Source organism: Streptomyces africanus (assembly GCF_002150735.1).
Classification (GTDB): domain Bacteria; phylum Actinomycetota; class Actinomycetes; order Streptomycetales; family Streptomycetaceae; genus Streptomyces; species Streptomyces africanus.
The window spans coordinates 1-17,939 of sequence record NZ_MUKA01000204.1 but is presented as its reverse complement, the minus strand read 5'-3'; the positions used below and the strand labels follow the sequence as shown (position 1 = coordinate 17,939).

General features: G+C 69.3%; 13 protein-coding genes and 1 pseudogene. 8 read left to right on the top strand and 6 right to left on the bottom strand.

Annotated elements, in window-relative coordinates; all coding sequences use genetic code 11:
* The first annotated feature begins 73 nt into the window (after nucleotides 1-73).
* Nucleotides 74-4,135 (top strand): DUF6531 domain-containing protein, encoded by a 4,062-nt coding sequence (locus tag CCL05_RS23845; protein WP_208641603.1) that lies wholly within the window; start codon nucleotides 74-76, stop codon nucleotides 4,133-4,135.
* Nucleotides 4,136-4,144: 9 nt separating this feature from the next.
* Nucleotides 4,145-4,621, top strand: coding sequence for a hypothetical protein (locus CCL05_RS23840; RefSeq protein ID WP_086562524.1), 477 nt, complete (start codon nucleotides 4,145-4,147; stop codon nucleotides 4,619-4,621).
* 17 nt (nucleotides 4,622-4,638) lie between these two features.
* Here the strand turns inward: CCL05_RS23840 and CCL05_RS23835 are convergent, their stop codons facing one another.
* The 4 genes and pseudogenes from CCL05_RS23835 to CCL05_RS23820 form a co-directional block, all read right to left on the bottom strand.
* Nucleotides 4,639-5,724: a hypothetical protein gene (locus tag CCL05_RS23835; RefSeq protein ID WP_086562523.1), complete on the bottom strand. Its 1,086-nt coding sequence runs from the start codon at nucleotides 5,722-5,724 to the stop codon at nucleotides 4,639-4,641.
* Nucleotides 5,712-6,380 carry a hypothetical protein gene (locus tag CCL05_RS23830; RefSeq protein WP_086562522.1) on the bottom strand — a complete coding sequence of 223 codons (669 nt, stop codon included), beginning with the start codon at nucleotides 6,378-6,380 and terminating at the stop codon, nucleotides 5,712-5,714. The genes CCL05_RS23835 and CCL05_RS23830 overlap by 13 nt, the downstream gene beginning before the upstream one ends.
* A gap of 153 nt (nucleotides 6,381-6,533) precedes the next feature.
* Nucleotides 6,534-7,543 (bottom strand): annotated as a pseudogene (locus CCL05_RS23825) (hypothetical protein).
* A gap of 71 nt (nucleotides 7,544-7,614) precedes the next feature.
* Entirely contained in the window at nucleotides 7,615-8,271 is a 657-nt protein-coding gene (locus CCL05_RS23820) for a hypothetical protein (RefSeq protein WP_086562521.1), read from the bottom strand.
* 316 nt (nucleotides 8,272-8,587) lie between these two features.
* On the opposite strand from CCL05_RS23820, the gene CCL05_RS23815 reads away from it, so the two are divergent.
* The 4 genes from CCL05_RS23815 to CCL05_RS23800 all read left to right on the top strand — a co-directional run bounded on the left by CCL05_RS23815 (nucleotide 8,588) and on the right by CCL05_RS23800 (nucleotide 14,044).
* Entirely contained in the window at nucleotides 8,588-11,584 is a 2,997-nt protein-coding gene (locus CCL05_RS23815; RefSeq protein ID WP_086562520.1) for a BTAD domain-containing putative transcriptional regulator, read from the top strand.
* Entirely contained in the window at nucleotides 11,581-12,309 is a 729-nt protein-coding gene (locus CCL05_RS23810) for a prepilin peptidase (protein ID WP_086562519.1), read from the top strand. The genes CCL05_RS23815 and CCL05_RS23810 overlap by 4 nt, the downstream gene beginning before the upstream one ends.
* Nucleotides 12,310-12,379: 70 nt before the next feature.
* Nucleotides 12,380-13,579, top strand: coding sequence for a cyclic dehypoxanthinyl futalosine synthase (mqnC, locus tag CCL05_RS23805; RefSeq protein WP_086562518.1), 1,200 nt, complete (start codon nucleotides 12,380-12,382; stop codon nucleotides 13,577-13,579).
* Nucleotides 13,580-13,597: 18 nt separating this feature from the next.
* The gene (locus CCL05_RS23800; protein ID WP_086562517.1) at nucleotides 13,598-14,044 is read left to right on the top strand and encodes a hypothetical protein; all 447 of its coding nucleotides are present in this window, start codon (nucleotides 13,598-13,600) and stop codon (nucleotides 14,042-14,044) included.
* 31 nt (nucleotides 14,045-14,075) lie between these two features.
* Here CCL05_RS23800 and CCL05_RS23795 read toward each other — a convergent pair whose 3' ends face one another.
* The gene (locus CCL05_RS23795) at nucleotides 14,076-15,107 is read right to left on the bottom strand and encodes a chitinase (RefSeq protein WP_086562516.1); all 1,032 of its coding nucleotides are present in this window, start codon (nucleotides 15,105-15,107) and stop codon (nucleotides 14,076-14,078) included.
* Between the two features lie 237 nt (nucleotides 15,108-15,344).
* Here CCL05_RS23795 and CCL05_RS23790 point away from each other — a divergent pair, with 237 nt between their 5' ends.
* The gene (locus CCL05_RS23790) at nucleotides 15,345-16,040 is read left to right on the top strand and encodes a demethylmenaquinone methyltransferase (protein ID WP_086562515.1); all 696 of its coding nucleotides are present in this window, start codon (nucleotides 15,345-15,347) and stop codon (nucleotides 16,038-16,040) included.
* Here CCL05_RS23790 and CCL05_RS23785 read toward each other — a convergent pair.
* Nucleotides 16,027-16,377 carry a PASTA domain-containing protein gene (locus CCL05_RS23785; protein WP_086562514.1) on the bottom strand — a complete coding sequence of 117 codons (351 nt, stop codon included), beginning with the start codon at nucleotides 16,375-16,377 and terminating at the stop codon, nucleotides 16,027-16,029. The genes CCL05_RS23790 and CCL05_RS23785 overlap by 14 nt on opposite strands.
* A gap of 216 nt (nucleotides 16,378-16,593) precedes the next feature.
* On the opposite strand from CCL05_RS23785, the gene CCL05_RS23780 reads away from it, so the two are divergent.
* Nucleotides 16,594-17,877 carry a geranylgeranyl reductase family protein gene (locus tag CCL05_RS23780; protein WP_086562513.1) on the top strand — a complete coding sequence of 428 codons (1,284 nt, stop codon included), beginning with the start codon at nucleotides 16,594-16,596 and terminating at the stop codon, nucleotides 17,875-17,877.
* Nucleotides 17,878-17,939 lie beyond the last annotated feature (62 nt).

The window sequence follows — 17,939 nt, the reverse complement described above, 5'->3', positions numbered from 1 at the left end:
CAAGGACGACCCGACCGGCAGTAAGAACGCCGAGAAGCCGGACGAGGCGAAGGTCCGTGCCGCGACCCGGGATGTGCAGCACGCCAAGTCGGCCCAGTCCAAGGCGCAGTCGGATGTCTCCGAGGCCCAGGACGCTCTCGCCGCGGCGAAGAAGATGGCCGAGGACGCGCGCAAGATGCGCGAGGAGGCGGCCCGGGAGGCGAAGTCGAAGATCGACGAGGCCTCGGACGCGGGCATTCAGAACCGGTCGTGGTGGGAGGAGGTCGGCGACTGGTTCACGGACAACTGGGACAGCATCGTCGCGGTCTGCAAGGTCGTCGTGACGGTGGTCGGGATCGTTGCGATGATCATCGGCGGTCCGATCCTGGGCGCGATCGTGCTGATCGCGGCGGCGGTCGTCCTCGCCGACACGCTCTATAAATATTCGAAGGGACAAGCGTCCCTATGGGATGTAGGGCTCGCGGCCCTGGACTGCATACCCGGCATGAAGGGCCTGACCACTCTCGGCGGACTCGCCAAAGGTATGAAGGGCCTTGCCAAGGTCGGCCTCAGGGGGATGGCCAAGGGGCTCGGCAGTAACCTGCGCAAGAGCGCCCTGAGCATGTTGAAGCGCACGTGCAAGAACGATCCTGTCGACGTCGCCACCGGTGAGATGGTCATGTCCGAGGACGACGTCTTCCTGCCGGGTGTGCTTCCGTTGATTCTCAGGCGGCACTACGTGACGGATCAGCTCGCCGGCCGCTGGTTCGGGCGTTCATGGACCTCGACGTTGGACCAGCGGTTGATTCTGGAACAATTCGGCGTCCGTCTTGTCACCGAGGACGGCATGGTCCTCGAGTATCCGGCCCCCGAACGTGACTTGGCAGTCATGCCGGTCGAGGGGCCGCGCTGGGAGCTTTCCTGGGACGGTACCGCGGCCAGTCCGATGGTTGTACATCAGCCGGAGATCGGCCAGGAACTCCACTTTGCTCAGGTCACCCCGCACCGCCCGGCAGAACTGTCCCTCGTCGCCATGACAGACCGTCACGGAAACTCGATCGAAGTTTCCTACGACGAGCAGGGCATCCTCCTGGGTGTCTCGCACAGCGGTGGGTATCGCATCGACATCTCCGTCGTGTCGGGCCGGATCACCGAGTTCTCCCTTGCGAGTGCGCCCGATACTCCGACGCTGTGCCGATACGGGTATGACCGGAAGGGGCGACTCACGCACATCCGCGACGCCTCCGGTCACGCGGAGAAGCTCTTCTATGACGACGAGAACCGCATCAGCGGCTGGGAAGACCGTATCGGTACGGTGTTCCGCTACACATACGACGCCCAGGGCCGCTGCTTGCGGACGACCGGCCCGGACGGCCTGCTCAGCAGTACGTTCCAGTACGACGACGTGGCCGGTCGGACTGTGTACACCGACTCGCTCGGGCACTCCACCACGTACGAGCTGAACGATCACCTTCAAGTGGTCCGGGAGATCGACCCCTTGGGTGGAACGACGGTGCGTGAGTGGGACAGGTACGACCGACTACTGTCCGAGACCGACCCCTTGGGCCGCACCACCTGCTACACCTACGACGGCCGGGGCGACCTCATCGAGGTACGCCTGCCCGACAACTCCACCGTGCGGGCCGAGTACGACGAGGAGCGTCGGCCCATCACCGTTGTGGAAGCTGACGGTGCCCGCTGGCAACACAGCTACGACGAGCGGGGCCGTCTGTCACGAATGGTGAATCCGATCGGAGCCACGACGCGCTTCTCGTACGACGACAGGGGCGCAAGGTCACTGATCACCGATCCACTGGGCGCTTCGTACCGGATTGTCAACGACGCGGCCGGCCTGCCTCACACGATCACCGATGCCCTCGGCCACACCACACGCTATGAACGGAACGCGCTGGGACAGGTGGTCCGCATCGTCGATGCCAACGGGGCGGTCACCTCTCTCGCGTGGACGCCGGAGGGCAGGCTGCGGGAACGCCGGCTGGCAGATGGCTCGGCCGAGTTCTGGCATCACGATGCGGCAGGCAACCCAGTCTCCTTCACCAGCGCGGCAGGCGCCGTCACGCGCTACGAGCAGGGGCCCTTCGGACTCCCCGTCGCCGTGACGTGCCCGGACGGATCACGCATCGAGTACGCCTACGACACGGAGCTTCGCCTCACGGCTGTCACCAACGCCCTCGGCCACACTTGGTCGTACAGCTATGACGTGGCCGGCCGTCTGCTGCGCGAACGTGATTTCAGCGGCAGAGAGACGACGTACCGGTACGACGCGGCAGGGCAACCTGTCGAGCGGATCAACGGCGCTGGGCAGCGGCTCGTCTGCGCCTTCGACTCACGCGGGAACCTCCTGAACCAGGCGACGGACGACGGAGTGATTCGCTATCGATACGATAGGGTCGGCCGCCTCGTGGAGGCAGCAGGCCCGGACGCCGTCATCACCTACGTGCGGGACGGACTCGGCGCAGTTCTCCGGGAGACGTGCAACGGCCGGTCGCTGGAACTCGACTACGACCTCATGGGGCGCCGAATACGCCGCCGCACCCCTTCGGGGGCCGTGACCGCATGGGAGTACGACGCGGGCCACCGGCTGGCAGCGCTGCACACCCAGGGCATCAGCGTTCAGCTCGCCTACGACCCTGTGGGTCGCGAGACCGAACGCAAACTGGGCGCGGGAGCCTTGCTCAGCCAGTCGTGGGACGCCGTCGGCCGGACCACACGTCAGGTCCTGTACTCCACTGGACGTACTCTCGGCAGCCAAGACAGGGGCGTCGAGGTCTGGCGGCGAACCTACGGCTACCGTCCCGACAACTTCCTGACGGACAATGTCGACACCGTCCAGGGACATCACCGGTTCACCTTGGATGCCCATGGCAGGGTTCTCAACGCTAACTCTCCGCGCCGCGAGGAGCGCTACACGTACGACGCCGCCGGCAACCTCGCGAACAGCCAAGGGGTCCCCGAACCGGGAGGCCAAGACGGTGCGCCTTCCGTGGACCGGGACTACGAGGGACTGCTCCTGCGCCGCAGCGGGCGCAGCCGTTACGCATACGACGGCCAAGGCCGAGTCGTGTCCCTCACGCGGCGCCTGCTGTCCGGCGGGTCCCGGACGTGGCGGTACCGCTGGGATGCCTTCGACCGCCTGACCGATGTCGTCACTCCTGACGACCGCCGCTGGCACTACCTGTACGACCCCCATGGCCGCCGCATCGCCAAGCAACTGCTGGCTCAGGACGGCACGGTCATCGAACAGACCGACTTCGCCTGGGAGGGAACCCGCCTCGCGGAACGGATCCAATCGCAGGGCGACGGCGCGTCGAGGGCGACCACATGGCACTGGCAGCCGGGCGAGCATCGGCCACTGGCGCAGACCGAGCGGGTGTTCACGGCGTCCGACGGGCGTACGGAGGACCAGGAGGAGATCGACGCCAGGTTCTACGCCATCGTCACGGATCTGGTCGGCACCCCGACCGAACTCGTCGATGGTGACGGAAGCATTCACTGGAGGCGCGGTACCTCGGTCTGGGGGGTGCCGTTCGAGACCGCAGAAGAAGAACCAGCGTGTCCGCTGGGCTTTCCCGGCCAGTATCACGACCTCGAGTCCGGGTTGGATTACAACGTCCGGCGCTACTACGACGCGGAGAACGCCCGATACATATCACCGGACCCACTCGGACTGGACGCGGCCCCCAACAACTATTCCTATGTCCCCAATCCGTTCACCTGGAGTGACCCCTTCGGTCTGGTCTGTACAGACCTTGGCGGCTGGTACGGGAGGCTTTCGCCCGCGCGTAAGGGTAATGAGATCAACCACATACCGGCCAAGGCGGCTTACGCGCACCTCAGCCTGACCGAGCATATGGGTCCTGCCATTCGCATGGAGCGGCGTGATCACCGGCTCGTCTCGAGCACTGACTCGCGTGGATACTCGGCCACCCCATGGCGCAATGCACAGCGTGATCTGGTCGATCAGGGGAAGTTCGACGAGGCCATGAAGATGGACATCGACGACATACGAGCGCGTTTCGGAACGAAGTATGACCAGCACATAGCCGATATGGTCGCCAGCTTGAAGGGCAACGCAGGTCTGCAGAAGATGCTGTCCGATAACGGCTGGACGATCAATTACGATCTGCTGAAATGAGGCAAGACAATGGAAATCATCCTGGACCCTCCGAACGGCGTTCCGCCGGTGGCCATGGGAATGCCGTTCGAGGAGGCTGTCGCTGCTGCTGCTTCCTGGGGTGAAGTGCGCGTGATGGGGCCGTTCGATCACAATCCGACAGTGCAGATCCAGGCCATGGGGGACGACTTCGACGTCGTCGTCATCCTCAAGGATCAGAAAACGGTCAACGCCGTCGACGTCTCGGCTCCCGAGGAGGAAGACTCAGACCTGCGTGTCATGTGGCGCGGATTCGACGTCTTCCGGACTCCTGCTCGTCAGTTGCTCCAGGCGTTCTCCGAGGCGGGATACCGCATCGACGACTCCAACCCCGAAGAACCAGTCGTGCTGGACCTGACGATCGCCTTCAACCGCTGGACATCACAGGAGGTCCCTGTGGACCCCGAAGACGGTCTGCCTCTGTATTTCACTGCGGCGCTGGTCTCGAACGAGAACCCGTCCGTCTGACCGCCCGGCGGTCACTCTCAGCGGTTGATCGACTGGATCTCCTGGACGTTCATGTCCTGGGTGGTCTCGAAGGTGCCGTCGGGCAGGTCGCCGCCGGTGCCGTCGGAGCCCTCCCAGGTGATCTGCCAGGTGACGCTGGCGGAGAGCTGGTACGGGGTGCCGTTCGTGGCGCGGAGGTAGCGGATGCCGCAGGGCGGGGTCTTGTCGGCGTCGCCCTTGGTGTATGGGGTGCCGATGGAGCCGTCCTCGTTGATCTCGCAGTCGCCGGAGGCGGGGAAGACCTCGGCGTCCTCGGTGCCGGGCTCAAGGTGGAGGGCGATCGGCTTGGCCGTCGTCTCGGCCCACAGGCCCGTGTTCGGGAGTTCGGCACGGACCTTGACGTCCTTGAAGGTGCCCTTGTCCAGCCAGACCCAGGTGGGCAGGTTGACCGTGGACCTGGCTTCCGGCTTCAGGTCGACCTTCGTTTCCGGGACCTTGACCTTGTTGTAGGCGTACTCGGCGAGCGTCTTCGGGGTGGGCGTGTTCGGGTCGTCCGGGACCTTTCCGGCGTCCACCCAGAACATGATGCGGCCGCAGTCCCAGGACTCCGAGTCGTTGGGGTCGGGTGCGACACCGCGCCAGAAGTAGCCGTCCTTGCCGAGGTTGTAGTTCTTGTAGCCCTCGGCGGTGCTGTTCGTCGGCGCGTGCATGTCGAAGTTGTCCGCCGGCTTGCCGTCTCGGTAGTGGTCGGTCCAGAGCCCCTTGCCCCACCAGGACTCGTGGATTCCGACGTCACCGCCGCTGTCCGTGTCCACGAAGTGCTTCAACTGCTCAGGAGTGAAGGCGGGCTCGTACCAGCAGGCAGGCGGCTTCCAGTTGGGATCGACCGTCCCGAGGTTGCCCTCCTTGCCATCGCCGCCCCCACCGCTCGGATACGTGAGCTTGATGTTGGAGACGGAAGCCGACAGACCGCCCTTGCCGTCGGCTCCGCCTTGCGCGCCGGGGGGCGCCGCCTGGCCGGAGACCGGTTTGTCGGCGTAAGCCGGGCCGGCGGTGCAGACGAGGGACCCCGCGGCCAGGGCCACGATCAGCTTCGTTCGCCTGGTGCCGGTCAGCCTCGGCATTCCTCAGCCTTCCCCTTGACGGTGACCTGCTGGGCGCGCCACACCGGATTGCCCTTCGCGGACACCATGAGGAGGGTGAACTTCTGGAAGCTGGCCAGGCTTTCCTTCGTGCGGTGGACCTTCTCGGTCTTGACTTCCTTGCCGTAGACCTTGGACTGGTCCTCACAGAAGGCGACGCTGACCGTCTTGACGTTCTCCGACTTGTCGCCGGGGCTGGTTTCGGCCTGGTAGTACCGGTCCTTGCCCGTGAGCGTCCAGCCGCCGTCCACATACTCCTTGATCTGCGAGTGCGCGTACTGGGCAGCCTGGCCCGAGGAGTAGAACTGGAAGGCGGGGTCTCCCGGATCCTGCTTTGTGATGCCGTGGTTCAGCGCGCGGATGTAGTTGGCGGCGTCATCGAGGGCTGCCGCGCTGTCCTGGTCCGACGGCTTCTCGAAATCGAAGACCACGTCGAGGTCCTTCGGAAGACTCACGTCCGGCCGGTCGACGTCCGTCGACGCCGAGCCGGAGGCGGGAGCGGAAGGACTGCTCGCTCCCTTGTCTGCTCCCTTGATGTCGTCCGACGAGTCGTCGCCGCCTCCACCGCATGCGGTGAGCAGCAGTGCCGCCGTCGCGGTGAGCGTGGCGGCTGTCGTTTTCAGAGCGCGGCGGGCCACTGGCCTTCTCCCCCGGGGTTCGATCATCGTCCGATGTGTGCGGCAGAGAACGAAGCTATCAGGGGCGAGTAATGGGCCCTTGAGAGGCAGTGGTGGGTTGTGTGGGGAACGTGAGAAGTGTGGCGTGGCGGTTGCGAACGACTGGGTGGCGCGTCAGCGGTTGATCGACTGGATCTCCTGGACGTTCATGTCCTGGGTGGTCTCGAAGGTGCCGTCCGGGAGGTCGCCTTTCGCGCCGCCCGCGCCCTCCCATGAGATCTGCCAGGTGATGCTGGCCTTCAACTGGTACGGGGTGCCGTTGGTGGCGCGGAGGTAGCGGATGCCGCAGGGCGGGGTCTTGTCGGCGTCGCCCTTGGTGTACGGGGTGCCATGGAGCCGTCCTCGTTGATCTCGCAGTTGCCGGAGGCCGGGAAGGTCTCGGCATCGTCCGTGCCCGGTTCCAGGTGGAGGGCGACCGGCTTGGCCGTCGTCTCGGCCCACAGGCCCGTGTTCGGGAGTTCGGCGCGGACCTTGACGTCCTTGAAGGTGCCCTTGTCCAGCCAGACCCAGGTCGGCAGGTTCACCGTCGACCTGGCCGCCGGCTTCAACTCGATCTCCGTGTCCGGGACCTTGACCTTGTCGTAGGCGTACTCGGCGAGTGTTTCGGCCGTGGGGGCGTTCGGTACGTCGGGGATTTCGCCGGCGTTCTGCCAGAACATGACGCGTTCGCAGCCGTACGAGTCCGGGTCCTCCAAGTCGCGGGCCACCCCCCGCCAGAAGTAACCGTCCTTGCCGAGGTTGTAGTCGTCGTAGCCCTTGCGGGTGATGAGCGAGCCGTCCTCGTAGTTGTAGGCGTCCTTGCCGTCCCGGTAGTGATCCGTCCACAGCTTCTGGCCGCCCCAGGACGCGTGGGGGCTGACATACCCGAGGGCGAGGCCCGTCTCCGAGAACTTCTTGAGCTGCTCCGGCGTGTAGACGGGCTCGTACCAGCAGGGCGGGGGCTCCCAGGTCGCGTCCGTCGACGAGAGGGTGCCCTGCTTGCCGCCGGTGGGGCCGCTCACCTGACTGACCTTGATCCGGGAGGACGTGACGGCGGCGGAGAGTTCCTGGTCGTTCGCGTTGCCCGAGGCGGGGGGAGCCGAGGGCGCGGTTGTGTCTTCTGCAGGCCCGTCGGCATGAGCCATGCTGCCGGTCCACAGCACCGCGGCCACACCCACGGCAGCTCCCCAGGTCACCGTCCGCCGTGAAGGCGTCATCACCGGCACTCCTCCGCCTTGCCGATGACCTCCACGTTCCCGGCCTTCCAGGTCTGGGAGGAGCCGGCCGGGGGGACCATGAGCACCTTCCACGTCTGGTAACTGTCCAGGCTCTCCTTGGTGCGGAGGACCTTTCCGGTCTTGATTTCCTTGCCGTAGAACTCGGCCTGGTTCCGGCAGAACGAGACGAGGACGCCCTTGCCGTCGCTCAGGGTGGCGATGTCCTCGTCGTAGTACTTGTCCGTCCCGGTGACGGTCCATCCGCCCTCGACCCAGGACTCGATCTGCGACTTGGCGTACTGCGCAGCCTGCGCCCCCGAATAGAACTGATACGCCGGATCGTTCGGATCCTGCGCGGCGATGCCGTGCTTCAGCGCACGGACGTAGTTCTCCGCGTCGGCGAGCGCCGCCGCGTGCTTCGCGTCGGACGGCTGGTCGAAGTCGAAGACCAGCTTCAGATCCTTCGGCACGCTGACGTCCGGGCGGTCGGCCCCCGCAGCGCCGGACGCGGAGGCCGACGGGCTCCTCGTGCCTGCGTCCGCCCCCTTGATGTCATCGGACGACTTGTCGTCTCCGCCTCCGCCGCATGCGGTGAGCAGAAGCGCCGCTGTTGCGGCGAACGCGGCAGCTGTGGTGGTCAGAGCGCGGCGGGCCACGATTTCTCCCCCGAGGTTCGGCGTGTGCGACAGGGAACGAAGCTACCAGGGGGTGTTTGTGGCCCCGTGGGTGACCACGGGGGTTTGTGTGGAGCGTGTGAGGAGTGTGCGTGGCAGGCGCGAAGGGGGGCTCGCGGCCCCTCGGTCGCAGCGTCAACCGCATGCGGTCTGCGGGGCAAATCGGACGTCAACGCCGTTCGTTCCCCGTGCCCTTCGACGACCTCAATAAGAGTCCATAAGATCTCTGTAGGCTCAGCACACCTCTCGGCCCCCAGTTCGTCTCACCGCACTCACACACGACCCCAGGACACCCGCCATGCCGCGACGCCGCACCTCCAGCTCGTCAAGCTCGACGGGAAGTACGACGGGAACGACGGCCCCAACGACGGCCCCGAGGAATCGGACGCCGCAGCCGGTGAGGATCCGGCGGCGGTCGTTCGGGGACTTCGTCAAGGCGTTCTTCGCGTTCGTCGCCCTGGCCGTGCTCCTCGTCGGCGTGCCCGGCGCGCTGGCGACGCAGATCGGGTGGCCGTTGCCGAACGGGGTGCCGAGCCTGGACTGGCTCCAGCAAGAGATCACCGTCCAGACGTTCCTGAACATCCTGACCGTCGTGGTGTGGCTCGCGTGGGCCCAGTTCACCGCCTGCGTGCTCGTGGAGATGAAGGCCGCGCTGTCCGGTGTCGGGGTGCCGGGGCGGGTGCCGGGCGCCGGGCCCAGTCAGTTGCTCGCCCGGCAGCTCGTCGCCGCGCTGCTGCTCGTCGGCGCCACCGCGGCCAGCTTCGCGCCCGGCCTGTCGCAGCTCGGCCAGAGCGGCTACGACGCCCATCAGAAGCCCACCGTCGCCGCGGCCCAGCAGACCCCGGGTTTCTTCGCCCAGCAGCAGGAGCAGGCCGCCGACACCGCGGCCGCCCTCGCCGACCAGGCCTCGCACGCCGCCTCGCACGCCGACGCCGGTGGCAGCACCGCCAAGCAGGGCGACACGAAGTACTACCGGATCCAGCCGCCCGAGGGACGTCACCACGACTCCCTGTGGGAGATAGCGGAACGGCACCTCGGTGACGGGCGTCGCTACAAGGAGATCTTCGAGCTCAACAAGGACCGCATCCAGCCGGACGGTTCCAAGCTCTCCGAGGCCAGCCTCATCCGGCCCGGATGGATCATGGAGATGCCGGGCGACGCGCGCGGCGGCGAGCTCGTCGAGATGCCCGACGAGGCGCCCAACGTGTCGCCCGACGTGCAGCAGCAGATCAGCGACTACGCCCAGACCGGGGACCACGCCCAGGGCGGAGGGGGCTCCGGCGCCCAGGGCGGTGGACACGAGCACGCTGGTGGCGGTGCCACCCAGGTGTCCGTCCCCGAGCAGCAGCGGCCCGCCCACGACGCCGGTCACCAGCAGGCCACCGGCGTCGACGCCGAGTCCGACAGCTCCTTCGGACTGCCCGAAGCCCTCCTCACCGCACCCCTCCTCGCCGCCGGTCTCCTCGGCGCCCTGGGGCGGCGGCGCCGGCAGGCGCTGTGGCAGTCGGCGTTCGGGGCCGTCGGCGGGCGGCGCGGTATGGAGCCGCCCACACCGAGCGGGGACGCGCAGGACGTCCAGGACGCGCTGCTCGTCGGCGCCGACCCGGAGGGCGTGCGGCTGCTCGACCGGAGCCTGCGCGGTCTCGCCGCCTCCCTCGCCGAGGAGTCGCGCGCGCTGCCGGTCGTGTACGCCGCCTGGCTCAGCAACGGCGATCTGCACCTCCAACTCGCCCAGCCCGCCGGGAAGCCGCCCGCCCCCTGGCAGCAGGGGCAGGACCAGACCTTCTGGATGCTGGCCCGGACGGACGCCGAGCGCTACGAGGACGTCGACACGGCCGCGCCCTACCCGGGGCTCGTCAGCCTCGGCACCATGGACGACTCGCGGCTGCTGCTCAACCTGGAGGCCGTGCCCGGCATCGTCTCCCTCTCCGGGCGGGAGGCCGACCGGGCCGCCGTCTTCGCGTCCGTCGCCGCCGAGCTGGCGACCAACGGGTGGTCCGACCGCATGACCATCACGCTCGTCGGCTTCGGGCAGGACCTCACCCCCCTCGCCCCCAACCGGATCCGGCACCTGGAGGACATCGAGGCGCTCGTCGAGACGATGGAGGCCGAGACGCGGCAGCGGCGCGGAGCGCTGGGCGCCGCCGGGCACGACTCCGTCCTCACCGGGCGCACCGGGCCCGCCCAGCACACCCGCTGGGCCCCGCACCTGGTCCTGCTCGCCGCCCAGCCGTCCGCCGAGGACGCCGTCAAGCTCGCCGAACTCGCCGCCGACGCCGGCCGGCTCGGCATCGGCTACCTCGTCGGCACCGAGACCGGCGACCTGCCGGGCGCCGCCTGGGAGATGGAGATCACCGGCCAGGGCAAGCTCCTCGCGCCCCTCCTCGGGCTCGAACTCGACGCCCAGCTGCTGCCGGACGCGCAGCAGCGGGCCGTGGTCGAGCTGTTCGTCGAGGCCGACCCGGAGCGCGAATCCGACAGGCCCGCGAACACCCCGCCGTTCCTCGTCGACATCAGCGAGCAGGGCCGGCCGGCCGTCTACGCCCGGCTCGTCGGGCCGTACGAGATCATCGGTCTCGACACCCCGGACGGGGAGCGCAGCGCCCTGCTGCACGAGGCGCTCGCCCTGCTGCTCCTGCACCGCGAGGGCGTGCACCCGCGCGTGCTGTCCTCCGCGCTGTGGCCGCGCGGCGTCACCGACGACGTACGGGACGCGCTCCTGGACCGGCTGCGCGACTGGCTCGGCGCCGACCCCGACGGCACGCCCCGCCTCGGCAGGGACGCGACCGGGCGGCTCACCCTCGCCAAGTCCGTCGTCTCCGACCTGGACGTGCTGCGGTCCCTCTACCACGAGGCCACGCAGGGCAAGGGCGTCGGCAGCCGGGCCGTGCGCGGGCGGCTGCTCACCGACGCGCTGGTGCTGGTGCGCGGGCCGCTGCTCGCCGACCGGCCCGAGGGCCGCTACCGGTGGCTCACCCACGAGATCGTCGACGCCCAGCTGCCGCTGCTCGTCGCGGACACCGGGCTCGCGCTGTGCGAGTTCCACATGGAGAAGAACCGCGCCGAGAAGGCCATCGAGGCCCTCAACGCGGCCCTGCGCACCGCCCCGGCCGACGAGCGCCTGTGGCACGAGCTGCTGCGCGCCACCCATGCCACCGGCGACACGTCCCAGCTGACCGCGCTCGCCACCGATCTCATCGGCCGCAGCGGGGCCCGCGGCCTGCCGCCGCGCACCGAGGCACTGCTCGACGAGCTGCTGCCGACGTGGCGCGACGCGATCGCCGCGGTGGGATGAACACCGCCGTCCTGGTCATCGCCGCCGCGCTGTGGGGCGCAGCGGCGGGGTCGTTCCTGCCGCGCGCGGCCTATCGTTTCTCGGCCCCCGCGGGGGAGCCGTGGCGGGAGGAGTGCCCCGGCGGGCATGCCCTCAAGGGCTGGCTGGGACGGGCCGCGTGCCCGGAGTGCGAGGAGGCCGGATACGGACCGCGCACGGCACCGCTGGTGATCGCCACCGCCCTCGTCTGCGCCGCCCTCGCCGCCGCCACAGGCACCCGGCCCGAGCTCGGCGTCTGGCTGCTGCTCGCGCCCGTCGGAGTGCTGCTGACGGCCGTCGACTTCCGGGTGCGGCGGCTGCCCGACCCGCTCACACTCCCGTTCGCCGCTGCCGCGCTCGTCCTGCTCGGCCTCACCGCGCTCGTGCCCGAGCACGCGGGGGAGTGGACGACCGCCCTGCTCGGCTCGCTCGCGCTGGGCGGCGGCTACTTCGTGCTGTTCCTCATCAACCCCGCGGGGATGGGCTTCGGCGACGTCAAGCTCGCCCTGGGCGCGGGTGCGGTGCTCGGCTGGTACGGGTGGCCGACGGTGATGCTCGGCACCTTCGCCGGGTTCCTGCTGGGCGCGCTGTACGGCGGTGCCCTCGTGGTGGCGCGGCGGGCCGGGCGCAAGACGGCCATCCCCTTCGGGCCGTTCCTGATCTCCGGCGCCCTCCTCGGACTCCTGGCCGGGGCCTACGCGGCCTGACGTCCAGCGGCCCGAACGGCTGGCGTACGCTGGGCTGGTCCGTCCACAACCCTTACGAAAGGGACGCCCGGTGACCGAGAAGGCCGACCTTCAGCCCATCCTCGACCGTGCAGCCGCCGGTGGGCGGATCACCCCCGACGAGGCGCTCACGCTGTACCGGGACGCCCCGCTGCACGCGCTGGGCGCCGCGGCCGACGCCGTGCGCCGCCGCAGGTACGCCGGCACCGAGCACATCGCGACGTACATCATCGAGCGCAACATCAACTACACGAACGTGTGCGTCACGGCGTGCAAGTTCTGCGCCTTCTACGCCGCCCCCAAGGACACCGCCAAGGGCTGGACCCGCGACCTGGACGACATCCTGCGCCGGTGCGCCGAGACGGTCGAGCTGGGCGGCACCCAGATCATGTTCCAGGGCGGACACCACCCGGACTACGGCGTCGAGTACTACGAGAAGCACTTCGCGGCGATCAAGAAGGAGTTCCCGCAGCTGGTCATCCACAGCCTGGGGGCGTCCGAGGTCGAGCACATGGCCCGGATCTCGAACGTGAGCGTCGAGGAGGCCATCCGGCGCATCCACGCCGCCGGGCTCGACTCCTTCGCGGGTGCCGGTGCCGAGCTGCTGCCCGAGCGGCCCCGCAAGGCCATCGCCCCTCTGAAGGAGTCCGGCGAGCGCTGGCTGGAGATCATGGAGATCGCGCACGGCCTGGGCGTGGAGTCCACGTCCACCATGCTCATGGGCACCGGCGAGACCAACGCCGAGCGCATCGAGCACCTGCGGATGATCCGGGACGTCCAGGACCGCACGGGCGGCTTCCGCGCCTTCATCCCGTACACCTACCAGCCCGAGAACAACCACCTGAAGGGCCGGACGCAGGCGACCCTCTTCGAGTACCTGCGGATGATCGCGATCGCCCGGCTGTTCATGGACAACATCGCCCACATCCAGGGCTCGTGGCTGACCACGGGCAAGGAGGTCGGGCAGCTCTCCCTGCACTACGGCGCCGACGACCTCGGCTCGATCATGCTGGAGGAGAACGTCGTCTCCTCCGCGGGCGCCAAGCACCGGTCCAACCGGATGGAGATCATCGACCTGATCCGGAAGGCCGGGCGGGTGCCCGCGCAGCGGGCGACCACGTACGAGCACCTCGTCGTGCACGACGACCCGGCGAACGACCCCGTCGACGACCGCGTGGTCTCGCACATCTCGTCCACGGCCATCGAGGGCGGCACGGCTCACCCCGAGCTGAAGCTGCTCGCCTCCAACTGAGCGGCCGCGGAGAGGTAGTTGGAAACCATTCACACGGCCGAGGCCGTCCGCGTCACCTGGGACTCCGATCCCGTCAAGGGCGGTGCCGTGGCCGTCGGACGGGACCGGATCGGTGCCGTCGGCAAGCTCGACGACGTCCGTGAGGCGTTCCCCCGGGCCCGGGTCCGCAGGTGGCCCGGGACGCTCGGTCCCGCCCGGGTCCACGAGGGTCCGCTCCCGGACGCCCCGAGCCCGCGCGAACGCGTCCACGAGGTGCTGAAGCTCGGCGCGGTCGCGGTCCTGGAGGAGTACGTCGACTCGCCGGAACTGCGGTCCGCCGCCGAGCGCAACGACGTCGTCGTCCTGCCGCGTGCGCGGGGCACCGCGATCGTCCCGACCGGCCGCGCCGACCTCGCCGTCTTCGACGAGGCGGGGGAGTGCGTCGCGACGGTGTGCGCGGGGCGGCTCGTGCACCGGCGGCGCTGATCAGCGCCCTGTTGATCCGGCACCCCGCCCGTCAGCCCGCGAACGCCTCCCCGAACGCCCCCGGACGCTGCCGCACCCCACTGCAATCGGTCGCCGGCCGGTCCGGCGCGGAGCCGTCCGCGCACTGCCGGTCCCGCGCGGCCGACCACATGGACACCCACCCGATGCCCTTCTCCTCGGCGAAGGCCCGGACCTCGGCCGCGTCGGCGAGCGTGAAGGTCTCGCCGTCGACGTCGTTGACGCCGATCATCGAGGTGAGCGCCATGCCCTTCCAGGCCTCCGCGTCCGAGGTGCCGAAGACCTTCTTCAGCTGGGCGTGCGCGGCCCCGGCGGCCGCGAGGGCGTAGCCGCCCATGTCGCCGTCGAACGACGAGCCGTAGTTCATCGTCATCAGGTTGACGGTGGCGACCTTGACGCCGTTGTCGTTGGCGGAGCGGAGCAGCGCCAGGCTCTTCTTGCCCAGGCCCGAGGGCATGACCGGGAGCGTGAGGGAGACCTCCAGGTCCGTCCGTTCCCGCTGGAGCAGCGCGATCGCCTTCGAGCGCAGGACGACGGAGGCGGGGTCGGCCAGTTCGTCGCCCTCGACGTCGAAGTCGGCCCGGGTGGCACCGGCCGTGTCGAGGGCCGTGCCGTACGCCGCCGCCAGTTCCGTCGCGCTGTCGCACGCGGCCGCGAGTTCCCTGCCGGAGGCGCCGCCGAAGGAGACCCGGACCTGGCCGCCGTTCTGCGTCAGCCGGGAAATCCGGGCCTTCACCGCCGCCTCGCCGATCGCGTGACCACCGTCCCAGCGCGGAGTGCAGTCGTCGCCGTCGGCCAGGACGAAGGCCAGGTTGTACGTCGTCGGGGAGCCGGCCGAGTCGGTGCCGGAGGCATCCGTGGCGCTGACGTACGGGGCGTACGCGGTGCCGGTCCCTGCGGGGGACGAGGTGCCGGGGGCGGCTGTCGCCGAGGGGGCCGGGCGTGCCGCCCGGTCGACCGGTTCCGCCTGTTCGGAGCACCCCGTGGTGGCCAGGGCGACCAGGCAGCCCACCCCGACCGCCGCCGGTTTCCGGTAACTCCCCATGCGCACGCTCCCGTCCTGATGCCGGTGGCCGCGGTATTCCGGTGTCCGCGGGTTCAGGACCCCATACGTTTCCCGGCCGCAAACGTCTCACATCAAGCGCAAACCCGAGTTTAGGGCGCATAAAGGCGCCAGGGCCTTCCAGGGCCTTCCTGGGCCGGGGCACCTCGCGGGACGCCGTCGCAGTCGGCACGGCGCACGCCCCGCTTCTCCCCGGCGGGTTACTGCAACAATGGGCCCGTGACCCGCGCATCCCTGGACAAGCAGCCGCACGAAGTCGCCTCGATGTTCGACGACGTGGCGGAACGGTACGACCTGACCAACGACGTGCTGTCCCTCGGCCAGGACCGGCGATGGCGCAAGGAGGTCGCCAAGGCCGTCGACGCACGTCCCGCGCAGAAGGTCCTCGACCTGGCGGCGGGCACGGGTACGTCCTCGCTGCCCTTCGCCCGCACCGGCGCGTACGTCGTCCCCTGCGACTTCTCGCAGGGCATGCTCGGGGTCGGCAAGCAGCGGCAGCCCTGGCTGCCCTACACCGCCGGGGACGCGACGCGGCTCCCCTTCAGGGACGACACCTTCGACGCCGTCACCATCTCCTTCGGGCTGCGCAACGTGCAGGACACGGACGCCGCCCTGCGCGAGATGTACCGGGTGACCCGGCCCGGCGGGCGGGTCGTGATCTGCGAGTTCTCGCACCCCACCTGGGCGCTGTTCCGCACCGTCTACACCGAGTACCTGATGCGCGCCCTGCCGCCGGTGGCGCGGGCCGTCTCCTCCAGCCCCGACGCCTACGTCTACCTCGCCGAGTCCATCCGGGCCTGGCCCGACCAGCCCGCCCTGGCCGACCGGCTGGGCAAGGCCGGCTGGTCGCGGGTGGCCTGGCGCAACCTGAGCGGCGGCATCGTCGCCCTGCACCGGGGCTTCAAGGACCGCTGATCCCCACGGGCAGCCTGAGGGCCGGGTACGGGTCGCCGGGCTCGTCCAGCTCCCGCCCGAGACCGCCCCTGGGCGGCTTCGGGACCCGCGGCTCGTGCACGCCCCCGCCGCCCTCGCCGGGCCCGAAGTCGAACCACACGTAGACCATCGAGTCCCGCGGCACCTCGGCGCCGGGGGGCGGGTACTGGCGTACGACGTGGTCGACGACGGCGAGAGGGAGGTCGGGCCGGTCCGGTGCGGTGAGGAGCAGGCCCTGTGCCCGAGCCGTCTCCCGCGCGTCCACGGCCATCAGGCCCACCAGACGCGGTACACGCACTTCGGGTGTTTTGCGGGACATGTGCACAGATGTCACCCCCAGCGGTACGGGAAGGGTAACTCCCGCTCCACACCGGCCGGAAGCAGCGGGTGTCTTTCTGTGACAGTCGGCTACGGAACGTCACCGGCTGGCCCGTGGCGTGGCAGCCCTTCAGCCGGGTGATCAAGGGCGCTGAATAGACTGCCCCTGTCCAGTGCCGGTCGGCACGCAGATTTCGAACCTTGGGGAGATCCCGCCGTGACCGAGCCCCTCTCCGAAAACACCGCCGATGTCATCGTCGTCGGCGCGGGGCCAGCCGGCTCCACCACCGCGTACCACCTCGCCAAGGCCGGACTCGACGTACTGCTCCTGGAGAAGACCGAGTTCCCGCGCGAGAAGGTCTGCGGCGACGGCCTCACCCCACGCGCCGTCAAGCAGCTCGTCGCGATGGGCATCGACATCTCGGAAGAGGCCGGCTGGCTGCGCAACAAGGGCCTGAGGATCATCGGCGGGGGAGTGCGGCTCCAGCTCGACTGGCCGGATCTCGCCTCCTTCCCCGACTACGGCCTCGTCCGCAAGCGTGACGATTTCGACGAGCAGCTCGCCCGGCAGGCCCAGAAAGCGGGCGCCCGGCTGTTCGAGCGCTGCAACGTGGGCGCGCCGATCCTGGACGACCGCACGGGCCGTATCACCGGTGTGCACGCCAAGCTCGGCGAGGACAAGCGCGAGGTCACCTTCCGCGCCCCGCTCGTCGTGGCCGCCGACGGCAACTCCACGCGCCTGTCCCTCGCGATGGGCCTGCACCGCCGCGAGGACCGCCCGATGGGCGTGGCCGTACGGACGTACTTCACCAGTCCGCGCCACGAGGACGACTACCTGGAGTCCTGGCTGGAACTGTGGGACCGCCGCGGCCCCGTGGACCGTCTCCTGCCCGGCTACGGCTGGATCTTCGGCATGGGCGACGGCACGTCCAACGTCGGTCTCGGCGTCCTCAACACCTCCGACTCCTTCAAGGAACTGGACTGGCGAGAGGTCCTGAAGGCCTGGTGCGCGTCCATGCCGGAGGACTGGGGCTACACCCCGGACAACATGACCGGGCCCATCCGCGGCGCCGCCCTCCCCATGGCCTTCAACCGCCAGCCCCACTACACCAAGGGGCTGTTGCTGGTGGGCGACGCCGGCGGCCTGGTGAACCCCTTCAACGGCGAGGGCATCGCCTACGCCATGGAGTCCGGCCAGCTCGCCGCCGACGTCATCGTGCAGGCGCACGCGCGGGCGACGCCGGCCGGCCGTGAGACGGCCCTCCAGCGCTACCCGCGCGTCCTCAAGGACACCTACGGCGGTTACTACACGCTCGGCCGGGCCTTCGTGAAGCTCATCGGCAACCCGAAGGTCATGCAGATCGCGGCCCAGCGCGGGCTCACCCACCCGATGCTGATGAGGTTCACGCTGAAGCTCCTCGCGAACCTCACCGACCCGACCGGCGGCGACGCGATGGACCGCATCATCAACGGCCTGAGCAAGGTGGCGCCGAAGGCCTGATCGGGCACCCGGGCGTGGGGGCCTTCAGGCCTCCAGGCACTCGGGCCTTCGGCGCCGAAGGC

Coding starts and splice junctions, on each gene's coding strand:
- CCL05_RS23840 (WP_086562524.1), top strand. CDS start 4,145: ATGGAAATCATCCTGGACCCTCCGAACGGCGTTCCGCCGGTGGCCATG.
- CCL05_RS23835 (WP_086562523.1), bottom strand. CDS start 5,724: ATGCCGAGGCTGACCGGCACCAGGCGAACGAAGCTGATCGTGGCCCTG.
- CCL05_RS23815 (WP_086562520.1), top strand. CDS start 8,588: ATGCCGCGACGCCGCACCTCCAGCTCGTCAAGCTCGACGGGAAGTACG.
- CCL05_RS23810 (WP_086562519.1), top strand. CDS start 11,581: ATGAACACCGCCGTCCTGGTCATCGCCGCCGCGCTGTGGGGCGCAGCG.
- CCL05_RS23795 (WP_086562516.1), bottom strand. CDS start 15,107: ATGGGGAGTTACCGGAAACCGGCGGCGGTCGGGGTGGGCTGCCTGGTC.
- CCL05_RS23785 (WP_086562514.1), bottom strand. CDS start 16,377: ATGTCCCGCAAAACACCCGAAGTGCGTGTACCGCGTCTGGTGGGCCTG.